Here is a 14,255-nt window from a genome sequence, read left to right on the forward strand (position 1 = left end):
TACCTTATTTATTATGTTGATGAAATCATATTTTTATGTTGTTGTTTTATTTTTGATTTCTACTTTATCCCTTTCTGCTCAAAATCAATTAGAAGAATTACTCAAAGAAGGCTTGGCTTTCCAACAAGAAGGAAAGTACGACCAGGCTATAGGGCGTTATAAGAAAATGTTGGATTTGGATCCGCATTCGAGTTCAGGACATTACGAGATTGCAAAAAGTTATATGTATCAAGGGAATTATGATTTGGCAATTGAACACAGTCAGCGAACAATAGATTTAGGAGGGCGGTTGGTAATTCCTGCTGTGGTTGTAAAAGCTTCTTCCTTGAGCAACCTCAATCAGGTGGAGGAGGCTATTGCCTTGTTGGAGGATGCCGTAGAAAATAGAAATGCCGATGCGATGGTTTATTATAATTTGGCCATAGCTTACAAGAAAGTAAAAAAAATAGAAGAAGCAGAACAAGCTTTACATTCTGGTATATACGAAAACCCAATGCATGCCAGTTCCCATTTTATGTTAGCGTTGATGCAAGCAGAAAAGGGGAAGCGAACCGAAGCAATGTTGGCGGGTTATTTCTTTTTGTTATTAGAAACTAATACGGCTCGCACAATAAAGATGGAACAATTGATTAAGAGTCTTTATACAGCAGGCGTAGCAGAAGGAGAATCGGCGAAAAAGAAAAAAAACGTCAATCTAACCTTGACACGTCAAGCGATGGCGTCCAAATTTTCAACGGTAGAAATGGCACTAAGTCTTTCAGCAGCTACTGCTATTTCTGAGACAAATACAACTAAAGGCGATGCGTTCTACGCCAATACAACGCGTTTTTTAGAGTTAATTAGCGAGGTAAAAAGACCAGCGGAGCAAGTGGAACATGATTTGGAATGGAATTTTTATGTGCCTTTTTTCAGTGAGCTATACCAAAAGAAGCACAGCGATGTCTTTTGTAATTACATCAGTCAGATGAAACCCGGCGGCAACCGCAGGTGGATTGATCGCCATATCGACCAAGTACGCATTTTTGAGCAATGGGTAGTGGATAAATCCCGGGAGTTAATCGGAATCGAAATAGAATAACAAAAGCGAGTAGAACACTACTCGCTTTTATTACTTTGTTGGTTATTGCCAACCACCGCCAAGTGCTTTGTATAATTGTACCCCATATTGGAGCTTGTTAAGCTTTAATTTATTGAGATTTAGTTCGTTGTCTAACATGTTTTTTTGTGCGTTGATTACCTCAATATAGGTTGCATATCCACTGTTAAACAATAAATTAGATTGCTTCACTCCTAATCGAGAAGTGGTTACTTGTTCATCTGCAATCTCAATTTGCTCTTCTGTTGTTTTTAAATTGACTAAAGCATCGGTAACTTCCGTTACTGCGGTATACACCGTTTTTTGAAAGTCAATCTCACTTTTTGTACGCTCTATTTTTGCCACCTCAAAGGCCGTTTTTAGCTTGCGTTTATTGAAAATTGGATTAGTTACTTTTCCGATCAAACTTCCAAAGAGCGATCCAGGTATATTGAACCAATTTTCGCCAAGCATGCTGTTTAGACCTCCTTCTAAGTTAATGGTTAGCGCAGGATATCGCGCTGTTTGTGCCACGCCCACGGCAGCATTTTTCGCTTTTAGTTCTAACTCCGCAACTTGTACATCGGGACGATACTGCAACAAAGCCAAAGGAAGTCCTGTACTACCAAGTTCTTCTTGTTTGACGTCTGTTAGGGTTATCTCGCGCTGTATACTCGTTGGTAGCTGACCTGTTAGCAGGGATAAGGCGTTTTCTTGAATGGCAATTTGCTGTTTTAACGAAGGAATTAACGCCTTTGCCACCAACATTTGGTTTTTTGTTTGTGTGATGGCTAAGGAAGTTATTTGTCCCGCATCGCGTTGCAATTCCACTATTTTTAACGTGTTTTTCGTTAGTTCATAGTTGGTTTGAGCTACTTCCATCTGTGCATCAAGCAGCAATAGGGTGTAATATCCTTGCGCAATTTGCGCAATCAGCTCTGTTTGAATGGCTTTACGCGCTTCTTCAGTTTGGAGAAAACGAGCCAATTGTTCTGCTGTTTGACTCTTGATCTTTCCCCAAATGTCTATTTCCCAACTCAAGGCCAATCCAGAGGTATATTGAGCTGAATTGACATACATATTTGTAGGTGGTTCTTCTCCTTTATTTTTGTAATAATTTGAAGAGGGCGTTCCATAATAGTTCTCCGAACGATACTGATATGCCACACTACCTGCTTCAAGGTCTAAAGAAGGTAACCATTCTAGCTTGGCTTGTTTTGTTTTTTGAGCGGCGATTTCCAAGTTTTTAAGCGCATTTTGCATGTCAAAGTTGTGAGACAATCCCTTGTCGATCAAATTTGTTAGCTGCTCGTCTTGAAAGAAATCGCGCCATTTGATAGCTGATATTGTTAGGGAGTCTCCTTGCGCTAGGCTATCCTTTTGGCCTCTGTATTGTTCAGGAAGCTCAAAAGTAGGCGTTCTGTATTTCGATTGAGGTGCACAAGCTTGAAATAAAGTCAAACCAGCACCCAGTATAACAACGAGGGCGAAATGCGATGTATTGCTTTTATTTATCATGCTTTTGTTTTTAATCGTTAGTAAATTTTGCTTTTAATCGTTCATCAATATTTTGGAAGATGACAAATAAAACAGGAATGATAAAAATACCTGCAGCTACTCCAAATAGCATTCCTCCAGCCGCACTAAAACTAATGGAGTGATTTCCTTGTGCAGACGGTCCAACGGTAAACATCAAGGGAATTAATCCTGCGACGAAAGCAAAGGAAGTCATCAAAATTGGACGTAGTCTCATTTTTGCTCCTTCTATAGCTGAATCTACTACAGATAGCCCCTTTTTACGCTGTTGAAGCGCAAATTCAATAATTAGAATGGCGTTCTTCGCCAACAATCCAATTAACATAACCAAACCTACTTGCACGTAGATATTGTTTTGTAAGCCTGCTAAATTGACAAATAAAGCTACACCTAAGATTCCTGTCGGTACAGTCAATAAGATAGCAATAGGCAAGAAATAGCTTTCATATTGCGCTGCCAAGAGAAAGTAAACGAAGATAATACTCAAGGCAAAGATGAAAATCGCTTGATTACCCGAGTCTTTTTCCTCCAAAGACATACCCGTGAACTCATACGAATAGTTTCCAGGCATTTTGCTTGCTACTTCTTCGATTGCTTTCATCGCATCTCCAGTACTATACCCCTGACTTGGGTTTACTTTTACTGTGATAGCATTGTACAAGTTATATCTACTCACCGTTTGTGGACCCAATACTTTTTTCAGTTTGACTAAGGTATTGGCTGGTAACATTTCGCCATCCTTGTTTTTAACGTAGATGGAATTAAACGATTGAGGGTTTTCTCTATATTCAATATCCGCTTGCATATACACGCGATACGTACGTCCAAAACGGTTGAAATCGCCTGCTTTTACCCTACCGTAATAGTTTTTAATGGTGGTCATTAAATCCTTCACACTCACGCCTAACGACTTCGCTTTAATATAGTCGATTTCCAACAAATACTGGGGGAAGTTCGCTTTGAACGAAGTAAAAGCAGTACCGATTTCTTCACGCTCATTGAGTGTTTTAATTACATCATCTGCCGCTTGGCTAAATGAAGTAAAGTCCCCACCTAAGCGATCTTGCAAAACAAATTCAATTCCACCAAAGTCCCCAAACCCTTGAATAGTTGGTCGTGGGAAAACGTTGAAGGATGCTTCGTTAATCACCGATAAATCTTTTTGAACTTCTTCGATGATTTGATCTATATTTTTTACTTTTCCTCTTTTCTTGTACGGTTTCAAATTGATGTATCCTACAGCAAAAGAGGGACTAGCATTTCCGTCAATTGTGTTGTATCCCGAGATGGCTGTCATCCCCTCAATATCCGTTCGCTGTTTCAAGATGCTATCGGCTTTGGCCAAAACGACTTTCGTTCGAGCTAAAGAAGCACCAGGAGGCATAGCTAGAGAATAGGTGATGAAACTATCATCCTCTCTTGGAATAAAAGACGAAGGCGTTTTATACAAAAAGAATACACCTAATCCGATGATGAGAGCTAAACCTGAAATTGCTACTTTTTTGTTGCGAATTAATTTGCCGATGGTCGCTACGTATTTATTGGTAAACGAGTCAAAAGCGGTATTAAATGCAAAGAAAAAACGCGCAGATACTCTCTTAATAGGATTTTTTTCCTTCTGTTTTGCCAGTTCTTCGGGCTCGGGTTGCTTCAAAAACAAGGCACAAAGCGCAGGGCTCAAAGTCAAGGCATTCACGGCTGAAATTAGAATGGCAAAGGCTAGGGTATAGGCAAATTGCTTGTAAAAAATTCCAGCAGGACCTTGCATAAAACCTACAGGTAAGAATACGGCAGACATCACCAAGGTAATGGAGATAATCGCACGTGTAATCTCACTCATCGTTTCAAGTGTTGCCTCTTTTGCTTTGAGACCCGTTTGATGCATTTTCTCGTGAATCGCCTCCACGACGACAATCGCATCATCCACCACAATTCCGATGGCGAGTACGAGAGCGAACATGGTCAATACATTAATGGAGAAGCCCATTAAATAGATAAAGAATAAGGTTCCAATTAACGAAATAGGAATGGCAATCGCGGGAATAATCGTCGATCTAAAATCTTGTAAGAATAAATATACGATAATGAATACCAAGAAAAAGGCTTCGAAAAGTGTGGTTTTCACTTGGTTAATCGACTCGTCTATTTGATCTTTTACAGAATAGCTAATTTCATAGTGGATCCCTTTGGGAAAAGTAGTTGAAATGCGCTCCAATACTTTTCGCACAGCGATATCAATTTCTCTAGCGTTAGAGCCTGAGGTTTGGGTAATATTCATCGTCAAACCTGGAAAACCATTAACGCTGTTGTCACTTCCTACGTTGGATGCTCCAAATTCAACACGAGCAACATCTTTTAACAAGAGTACTGATCCGTCGACATTGGTTTTAATTACAATATTTTCATATTCTTCAGGCTGACTGAATCTTCCTTTGTGTTTTAGTGCAGTTTCAAATGCTTCTTCCGAAGTTTCACCAAAGTTACCTGGTGCAATTTCAAAGTTTTGATCCTTAATCGCTGCAATTACATCTTGAGGAGTTAAGCCGTATAGCGCTAATTTCTCTGGATTTAACCATGTACGCATGGAGTAATCACGAGCCCCCACACGTCCAACAGCTGCAACACCAGGAACGCGTAAGAGTTCTCTATTAATGTTGATTTGTGTAAAAGCTTGGAGGAAGGTTTCGTCGTATATTTCTTCAGGGTGATCGCTGTAAAAGTTGATGGTCATAATATTACCACTCTGACGAGGAGTAACAGAAATACCGTTTTCATTTACTTCAGAAGGCAAATCACTAGCGGCTTTACTCACGCGATTTTGTACGTTTACAGCCGCTTGATCGGGATCTGTTCCCGCTTTAAAGAATACGTTGATCGTTCCCGATCCACTATTACTCGCTTTGGAGCTAATGTAGGTCATATTATCAACCCCATTAATGGCTTCTTCGATTGGAAGTAAGACACTTTGTGCTACGGTTTCAGCATTGGCTCCAGGATAAGAGGTCGATACACTTACACTAGGAGGAGCAATTTCAGGAAATCGAGTAATAGGCAACAACGTTAGTCCTACTAGCCCAAGTAAAACGAACATGATCGAAATTACGGTAGCTAGTATGGGACGATTTATAATAGTCTTTAGCATATTTTTTGAATTTAGTAAAGGTGAAAATAAAGAAGCAGTGGCGATGGATTAGTTCATCGCTTTTACATACATGCCTTCTGTTAATTTGTCAAATCCAGTTTTGATTACGCGATCTCCGATCTGCAATCCCTCGGATACAATATAATTTGTTCCAGATACTCCGTCTAATTGGATCGACTGTAGCTTCACTTTATCTTCTGCGTCTAAAATATAAACGAAGGTTTTATCTTGGATAGCCGTTGTAACTTCTTGCGGAATTAGAATGACGTGCGCTTTGGTCTCTTGAAGTTTAACAGTACCTGTATTTCCGGAACGCATAACATCTTGCGAGTTTGGAAAAGAAGCACGCAAAGAAATAGAACCTGTGTTTCTGTTTACTTGTCCGTTTACCATATCAACTTTTCCTTTTTCGCTATACTCATGCCCATCGGCTAAGATTAAAGTTACTTCCGGAAGAATTTGTCCCGAAGAAGTGATACGAGTACTATCTGATTTTTTTGTGCCTTTTGTAAAGTAGAGGAAATCAGATTCACTCATACCAAAGTAAACATATACTTCACTTACGTCTGTTAAAACGGTAAGCGGTTCTTTGTCGCCTTTGCTCACTAAGTTACCGATGCGCTTTGGCATACGACCAATGTATCCACTAACAGGCGCTTTGATCGTGGTGTAATCTATATTAATTTGAGCACTAGCCACTGCAGCTGTCGCTTTCGCCAGGGATGCTCTAGCAATCTCGTAGTTTGACTTTGCCGTTTCCAATTGTACTTCTGCAATAACCTCATTGTCAATCAACGGTTTTAAACGGTCAATCTCTAACTGTGCATTTTTTAACTTTGCTTTTTCTACATTTTCAGTCGCGATCATATTGTTTAAAATCTCCTGATACGGTTGGGGATTAATTTGGAATAGCGGTTGCCCTTCTTGTACATAAGCTCCCTCATCCACAAAAATTTTGTCTAGAGTTCCTTCTACTTGTGGGCGAATTTCTACATTGATCTTTCCCTCAATATTTCCAATATAATCTTTAATCGTAATAGCAGTTGTGGTATCAACTTGGATGATAGGTAATGCAATTGCATTTTCTCTCGGATCTAGTGTTTTAGAATTGCCAATGTTGCAACTGTTAATAGCAACAAGCGTTCCAATCATAAGCAAGGCTGCAAAACCAATAAAAAACACTTTTCGATTTGTTATCATTTTCATACTATTTATTATTTGTTGTAGGTGATGAATTATTTCTTCTGTGATAGTACTTATTCAACTAGAGTGCCAAAATAGTTACATTTTGTAACTTAAATTGGGATATTTTATCTAAGTTGTTGATATTTAGATTGTTGTAATTTTTAAATTGTTTATAAATATTAGTTTATCCCCAGTAATTTTTTTTAAAAACCGTTGAAAGTTGGGGATGTGTTCTACAACTCTACATATTGTCCTATTCAATTTAGGAATAATTTTTGATTAAGTTGGTGAATAGTAAGCATAAAATTAACAATATACAAGTAGATGCAGAAGCTTTATACCCGAAAATGAGGCTGAAGATACCGCATATAGGCTCAATCGCAGATGAGGTAAGGAAGGATGAGGTTTGTATCTGCTTCTTTTGTATATTCAAATTATTGTGGCTATCTTTATACATCTAACCTTAACAAGAAGGGTTTCTAAGGATGGATAATTCGCAATAGGCGAAGGGATGACCCTAAAACTCTTGCGGAACTGAGAATAAAAGCATGATATATAGGAGTCATTTTGCAATGCGGTACTGTTGGGTATTTTGTTTAATGGCGATGTCTTATGTCTTTTATTATAACCTTGAATACTCCTTGTAAGTAGTGTAGGTTGTCGATTAACGACTGCATGTTTATGTGTGAACAAGCTGTATCTTGCCAATAGAAAAAAGGCAAATAAAAATTAAGTATATTATATTGTAGTGTTATAAAAAAGTTCAGTGTCTTCGGGTATTGAACTTTTTTTATTTTTTCCCAAATGGTGTTGGCAAATAAAAGATGAAATAGAAAAGGTTTCTAGGCAATTTCGTTCAAAATGCACCTTATTTTGGTAATAAAAGAAGATGAGGAATACATTTTGTACCGTTAAGAGATGAAACTGTAAACCAAAATAGGAGGGATGTTGACAAAAATATATGGAAGTGCTGTTTTTGGAATTGACGCAACGACAATTACAACAGAGGTAAATGTAGATCACGGGGTTGGATATTATTTGGTTGGATTAGCCGATAATGCCATCAAAGAGAGTTCCTATCGAATTGCCGCCGCTTTATCCAATGTAGGGTATCGGTTACCTGGAAAGCGAATCACCATCAATTTGGCGCCTGCCAATATGCGAAAAGAAGGCTCTGCTTACGATTTGCCAATTGCTATGGGAATTTTAATAGCATCAGATCAGATTAAAATGCACCTCAATGAAGCAGATTATATTGTCATGGGAGAATTGTCGTTGGATGGAGCGTTGCAGAGTATCAATGGAGCATTGCCAATTGCAATTAAGGCAAAAGAAGAGGGGTTTAAGGGGATAATTCTTCCCAAGGAAAATCAGAAAGAAGCAGCGGTTGTCGATGGATTAGCCGTTTATGGTGTAGATAGCATTGAAGAAGTTATTGCATTCTTTGAAGGCAAGACGGTATTAGAACCCTATCAGTTGGATTTTGAGGGTGATGTCGTCGATCAAGAAGATCACTTAGATCGAGATTTTAAAGATGTCAAAGGACAAGAAAGCATCAAACGCGCGATGGAGATTGCTGCTTCGGGTGGGCATAACATTATTCTAATTGGACCGCCGGGTTCTGGTAAGACCATGCTGGCCAAACGATTGGCGAGTATATTGCCTCCGATGACTTTAGCGGAGTCGCTAGAAACAACCAAAATTCACAGTGTAGTCGGCAAGGCCAAAGACAAAGGGTTAATTCGCGTGCGTCCTTTTCGCAATCCTCATCATACAGCTTCATCTGTTGCTTTGGTTGGCGGAGGAAGTTATCCACAACCAGGAGAGATTTCCTTAGCCCATAATGGCGTTTTATTTTTAGACGAATTGCCTGAGTTTAAACGGGAAGTATTAGAAGTAATGCGTCAACCATTAGAAGATCGTGAAGTGACGATTTCGCGTGCCAAGTTCACTATTACCTATCCTTCTTCTTTTATGTTAGTCGCCAGTATGAACCCTAGTCCGAGTGGCTATTTTCACGAGCCGGGCTCGATGATGCAATCAACACAAGCCGAAATGCAGCGCTATATCAATAAAATATCGGGGCCTCTATTGGATCGGATCGACTTACACATTGAAGTAACTCCTGTTCCATTTGAAAAATTAGCAGATAAGCAACTGGCAGAGCCTAGTGAAGCAATTCGAGAACGCGTGATGGAAGCGCGAAAGAAACAAGTGCAGCGCTTTGTCAATCACCCCGGCATACACTATAACGCTCAAATGTCAACCGCTTTACTGCGGAAATATTGCGCCTTAGATTCCGACTCCTTAGCGCTGCTCAAATCTGCTATGGAACGCTTAAACTTGTCCGCTCGTGCTTATGATCGTATTCTCAAAGTAGCCCGGACGATAGCCGATCTAGATAAGCAAGAATGCATTCACTCCCATCACATTGCCGAAGCCATTCAATATCGCAGTTTGGATAGAGAGGGGTGGTTTTGATGTGGTAAGTGGTAAGTGGTAAGTGGTGAGTGGTGAGTGGTAAGTGGTGAGTGGTGAGTGGTGAGTGGTGAGTGGTAAGTGGTGAGTGGTAAGTGGTGAGTGGTAAGTGGTGAGTGGTAAGTGGTATGTACTATGCGAACTGCAAAAAAAATCCCGCAGTATAAATGCTACGGGATTTTTCATGTTTTATCTAGTCAAAGAGCTAATGGAACAAACTGAGTAAATAGTTAACCGAGCGAAAAAACAGAGACTCTTCTATTTATTGAAAAAATCCTCTCATCACTCTTTTACCATACTTAAGCTTCTTCTATGTTGTAGCCGATGATTTGTTTGTATAGCGTAAAGTAAATGGAGAATAAATACGGCAACGTAATTAAGATTCCCACAACAAAGAAAAACAAGCCAGAGAACACTAAAAAGTAATTTAGAATTACCGTTAATATAATTGGAATCGGTTGTTTATTCACTACTTGAATACTCGTTTTAATAGCAGCTAGCGGTGTCATACGCCCAAAGATGATTAGAGGCGTAGCAAATAGCGTTAGGATATTAATCAGCCAATTGATGATTAGGGATACCATTTCCAGTTGGTACTCTTTGAGCAAAACCGATAATATAGTAAACAATAAGGTGATGAGTCCTTGTGCAATAAAAACATACAATCCTCTAAGGCTAAAGAAGTATTTAAAAACACTTAAAAAGCGAGGGGTTTGTCCGGTAGCGGCCTCAGCGTTAATTTTGTAAAAACCAGCGATTAGGATACTTGCTAAAGCGGAGAATAGTACCGCTGTAAGTAAGTAGGCATATAATAGGGGAGGTTGGGTGAGTTGATTTGTTAATTCCAATAATTGTTCTTGCATTTCAACAGGACTAGCCGTTTCCTTGATATCGGTTAATCGCGTCAAGGCAATGGATCCCAAAAAAGAAACAAAAAAGAAAGCCAACAAGAGGCTGACAACAACCAATAAGAGGGTTTTTTTGTAGTAAATAGCGGCTTCGCGCATCACAAAAAAAGGTTGAATGTTGTATCCTTCGTCTTTTATTCTTTGAATTGTTTGTTTTAAATGGTTCATTTGTTTGTTTAAAGTAAGTTATTATTTGATGAAATCGAAGGTATTGCCTTGGTTAATGTTTCCGGTTTGGTATCCTTTCATAAACCATTCTTTGCGTTGTTTGGAGGTACCATGGGTAAAAGAATCAGGATTTACTTGTCCAGTAACTCTTTTCTGAATGGCATCGTCACCAACGGCTTGAGCGGCACTTAGGGCAATATCGATATCTTTAGGTTCTAAATATTTTTGAATGTGTTTGGCCCAAACTCCTGCATAATAATCTGCTTGAAGTTCTTGAGCAACAGAAAGTTTATTGGCTTCTTTTTTGGATAAGAGCTGTTGTTGTTCCCAAACCTTGGCGTTGGTCCCCATTAAGTTTTGGACGTGATGACCCACTTCATGGGCTAGGACATAAGCAATAGCAAAGTTGCCTTTTTCAGCGCCAAATCGTTGGTGTAGCTCTTCAAAGAAGCGCAAGTCCATATAGATTGTTTGATCTGCCGGACAATAGAAAGGACCTACACTAGCTTGTGCATGTCCACATTTGGTTTGCACTTGATCGTCAAAAAGATGCAGCTTTGGCTCTTGGTAAATTTGTCCCATTTGATCAAATATAGCATGCCATACATCCTCTGTATCTTTAAACATAACCGAAACCATTTTACCCATTTCTACTTCTTCTGAAGAAAGGGTACGCGTTTCTACTTGTTCTGTTGTATTTCCTTGGTTCAGCTGTTCTAAAACGGGTGCTATTTGTTGTCCTGTTTCACCGCCAAAGACAACGAGTAACATGGCGATAATTCCTAGTAAACCACCGCCAATAGCTGTTTTTCCAGCCATTGATTTTCCTCTATTGTCTTGTACGTTTTTACTTTCTGTACGATTTTTCCATTTCATGTGAAATTCCTATTTTTTCGTAAATGTATGAAAAAAAAGGTTGAAATGGGGTATGTGAGATGAGTTATGCGTTCAGATTGCGCGGTTTGTTCTTTGCGCGTTTTATGGGTTTTGTGCAGGGTTTACTAAACTGTGAAGCAGTAACTAAAAAAGCTTCCCGAGGGAAGCTTTTTTTTATGCCATTGTAGTGAAAACGTTTTGTACGTCATCATCTTCTTCAATCTTTTCTAATAATTTGTCTACATCTGCTTGTTCCGCTTCAGATAGTTCTTTTGTAACTTGTGGAATGCGGTCAAAACCAGAGGATAAGATTTCGATGTTTCTGCTTTCTAATTCTTTTTGGATTGCGCCAAAACTTTCAAAAGGAGCATAGATCATAACACCGTCCTCATCTTCAAATATTTCGTCGATTCCGAAGTCAATTAACTCTAATTCGAATTCTTCTAAGTCTCTGTTGGGATCAGTAGGAATTCTAAAGTTACAGGTATGATCAAACATAAATTCTACAGAACCTGAAGTACCTAGTGTACCATTACACTTGTTGAAATAGCTTCTGATATTGGCAACAGTACGGTTGTTGTTATCCGTTGCACATTCGATTAAGAAAGCAATTCCGTGTGGGCCATAGCCTTCGAACATTACTTCTTTGTAGTTTTCGGTGTCTTTGTCAGTTGCACGTTTTATTGCACGCTCTACGTTTTCCTTTGGCATATTGGCTGCCTTCGCGTTTTGCATGACTGCACGTAATCGAGAGTTTGTATCAGGGTTAGGTCCGCCTTCTTTAATAGCCATTACAATATCCTTACCAATTCTCGTAAACGTTTTTGCCATAGCAGACCAACGTTTTAGCTTACGTCCTTTTCTAAATTCAAACGCTCTTCCCATAATAATTTATAACTTGATTTAATTGTGCAAAAATAAAAGATAAAAAAAATATATCATAAAAATGAGGGGCTTATTTTAAGCCCCTGATTTTCGATTGAATTATTTTTTGTAAAAGGGTGTTTTTACCACTTTTGCTTCAACGTCATTTTTTCTAATGCGGATGTAGATTGCGCTACCTTCTGCTGCATGCTCAAGCGTAACATACCCCATTCCGATTCCTTTTCCTAAAGAAGGAGACATCGTTCCAGACGTCACTTTTCCGATAACAGAACCCGTTGCATCAACAATTTCGTAATCGTGTCTTGGAATTCCTTTTTCCACTAATTCGAAACCTACTAATTTATTTTTCAGACCCGCTTCTTTTTGTGCTTTTAAGATATCGGCGCTAATAAAGTCTTTGGTGAATTTAGTTACCCAACCTAATCCAGCTTCTAACGGTGAAATTTCGTCGTTTAGCTCATTGCCATATAAGCAGTATCCCATTTCTAGACGCAAGGTATCACGAGCAGCTAATCCGATGGGTTTGATCCCCCAGTTTGCACCAGCTTCGAATACTTTATTCCAGATCATCTCGATGTCTTCGTTCTTTGCATAAATCTCAAATCCTCCAGAACCTGTATAGCCTGTTGCAGAAATAACAACATCTTTCGCACCAGCGAATGTATCAATGGTAAAGTTGTAGAATTTAAGCTCAGCTAAGTTTACTGCTGTTAAGCTTTGCATCGCCTCAACCGCTTTAGGACCTTGAATAGCTAAGATAGAATAGCTATCAGATAAGTTTTCGATCGTTGCATTTACATCGTTATGTTGGCTAATCCATGCCCAATCTTTATCGATATTAGATGCATTAACCACCATAAGGTATTCGTTTTCATTTACTCTATATGTGATGATATCGTCAATTACTCCTCCTTTTTCATTTGGAAAGTAACAGTATTGTGCTTTTCCATCTACTAGTGTAGAAGCGTCGTTTGAAGTAACTTTTTGGATTAATGGCAAGGCATTTGGACCAGAGAGTTTGAAAATTCCCATGTGAGATACATCAAATACGCCCACACCGTTTCTAACTGTCTCGTGTTCTGCATTTACACCCTCATATTGAACAGGCATTGAAAAACCTGCAAATGGAACCATTTTAGCTCCTAAACCTTCGTGAATGTGATTTAAAGTTACTTGTTTCATCGTGTTGTATATCAATTTTAATAATAGCGCTAAAGTAAACTAATTTTATTGGATTTGAAAATAGGATTTTATATTCAATAAACACCCCTTGATATTGAGATATTTACAATATAATTAAGATAAAATTCCCTAGTTTATGAACTAATGCTGTATTTTTTTTGAATTTTTGAAAAATGCTCTTTAGCTTGGTTTTCAGTTCGTTAGGTCGTATCTTTGCAGTGTATTAAAATAATATATAAACTATGGAAAAAGGATTGAAAATAGGCGCAATTTTATTGTTAGTAGCAGGAATGCTAAGTGTGCCACAAGATTTTTATGAATTGACAAAATTCATCTTAATTGCATTATTCGGGATCCTAGCTTACAATTCACATGTGGAAGCAAATATTAAGGGGACAGGATTGTATGTTGCTTTGATTATTTTGTTTCAACCTTTCGTTCCTCTTCCTTTTGGAGCAACGGTTTGGATGGTCTTACACGGTGTAATCGTAGCTTTTCTAGCTGTTACCTTATTTACTTCGAAAAGTAAGCTTAGCAAAGCTATTTAATGAAAAGTTAAAAAACAAGAAATATTTTTTAAAAAGTCATTCGCCTTGCGAATGACTTTTTTTTTGGGACAAGGGAAAGTGGTAAATGGTGAGTGGTAAATGGTGAGTGGTAAATGGTGAGTGGTAAATGGTGAGTGGGGTAAATGATGAGTGGTAAATGATGAGTGGTAAATGATGAGTGGTAAATGATGAGTGGTAAATGATGAGTGGTAAATGATGAGTGGTAAATGATGAGTGGTAAATGATGAGTGGTAAATGATGAGTGGTAAATG

The 14,255-nt window shown here is 38.6% G+C and carries 11 protein-coding genes; 3 read left to right on the forward strand and 8 right to left on the reverse strand.

Translation table 11 applies throughout. The annotated features are described in order from the left end of the window. Positions 1 to 13 precede the first annotated feature (13 nt). Complete coding sequence (locus H4K35_RS14250) at positions 14 to 1,078, forward strand: tetratricopeptide repeat protein (protein WP_182628620.1); 1,065 nt, start codon at positions 14 to 16, stop codon at positions 1,076 to 1,078. Between the two features lie 42 nt (positions 1,079 to 1,120). On the opposite strand, the gene H4K35_RS14255 is transcribed toward H4K35_RS14250, so the two are convergent. Genes H4K35_RS14255 through H4K35_RS14265 form a run of 3 tightly spaced genes read right to left on the reverse strand, consistent with a single transcriptional unit; the run spans position 1,121 to position 6,959 of the window. Then, the gene (locus tag H4K35_RS14255; protein ID WP_182628621.1) at positions 1,121 to 2,593 is read right to left on the reverse strand and encodes an efflux transporter outer membrane subunit; all 1,473 of its coding nucleotides are present in this window, start codon (positions 2,591 to 2,593) and stop codon (positions 1,121 to 1,123) included. Between the two features lie 10 nt (positions 2,594 to 2,603). Further along, positions 2,604 to 5,753, reverse strand: coding sequence for an efflux RND transporter permease subunit (locus H4K35_RS14260; protein WP_182628622.1), 3,150 nt, complete (start codon positions 5,751 to 5,753; stop codon positions 2,604 to 2,606). A gap of 48 nt (positions 5,754 to 5,801) precedes the next feature. Further along, positions 5,802 to 6,959 (reverse strand): efflux RND transporter periplasmic adaptor subunit, encoded by a 1,158-nt coding sequence (locus tag H4K35_RS14265; protein ID WP_255492488.1) that lies wholly within the window; start codon positions 6,957 to 6,959, stop codon positions 5,802 to 5,804. Positions 6,960 to 7,883: 924 nt separating this feature from the next. Here H4K35_RS14265 and H4K35_RS14270 point away from each other — a divergent pair. Beyond that, a complete protein-coding gene (locus tag H4K35_RS14270) occupies positions 7,884 to 9,419 on the forward strand; it encodes a YifB family Mg chelatase-like AAA ATPase (RefSeq protein WP_182628623.1) in 1,536 nt (511 codons plus the stop codon). A gap of 296 nt (positions 9,420 to 9,715) precedes the next feature. Here the strand turns inward: H4K35_RS14270 and H4K35_RS14275 are convergent, their stop codons facing one another. The 4 genes from H4K35_RS14275 to gcvT form a co-directional block, all read right to left on the reverse strand. Continuing rightward, complete coding sequence (locus tag H4K35_RS14275) at positions 9,716 to 10,492, reverse strand: hypothetical protein (RefSeq protein ID WP_182628624.1); 777 nt, start codon at positions 10,490 to 10,492, stop codon at positions 9,716 to 9,718. Positions 10,493 to 10,513: 21 nt separating this feature from the next. After that, positions 10,514 to 11,368, reverse strand: a complete 855-nt coding sequence (locus H4K35_RS14280; RefSeq protein ID WP_182628625.1) for a neutral zinc metallopeptidase — start codon at positions 11,366 to 11,368, stop codon at positions 10,514 to 10,516. Positions 11,369 to 11,542: 174 nt separating this feature from the next. Next, the gene (locus tag H4K35_RS14285) at positions 11,543 to 12,253 is read right to left on the reverse strand and encodes a YebC/PmpR family DNA-binding transcriptional regulator (RefSeq protein ID WP_182628626.1); all 711 of its coding nucleotides are present in this window, start codon (positions 12,251 to 12,253) and stop codon (positions 11,543 to 11,545) included. 99 nt (positions 12,254 to 12,352) lie between these two features. Further along, the gene (gcvT, locus tag H4K35_RS14290) at positions 12,353 to 13,435 is read right to left on the reverse strand and encodes a glycine cleavage system aminomethyltransferase GcvT (protein ID WP_182628627.1); all 1,083 of its coding nucleotides are present in this window, start codon (positions 13,433 to 13,435) and stop codon (positions 12,353 to 12,355) included. Between the two features lie 242 nt (positions 13,436 to 13,677). Between gcvT and H4K35_RS14295 the strand changes: the two genes are divergently transcribed. Further along, on the forward strand, positions 13,678 to 13,983 hold the full coding sequence (locus tag H4K35_RS14295) for a DUF6804 family protein (protein ID WP_182628628.1): 306 nt from the start codon (positions 13,678 to 13,680) through the stop codon (positions 13,981 to 13,983). On the opposite strand, the gene H4K35_RS15675 is transcribed toward H4K35_RS14295, so the two are convergent. Then, on the reverse strand, positions 13,980 to 14,255 hold a 276-nt coding region (locus H4K35_RS15675; RefSeq protein WP_220497698.1), incomplete at its 5' end, for a hypothetical protein. The two genes, H4K35_RS14295 and H4K35_RS15675, sit on opposite strands and share 4 nt — an antisense overlap.

The organism is Myroides sp. NP-2 (assembly GCF_014145665.1).
Classification (GTDB): Bacteria; Bacteroidota; Bacteroidia; order Flavobacteriales; family Flavobacteriaceae; genus Flavobacterium.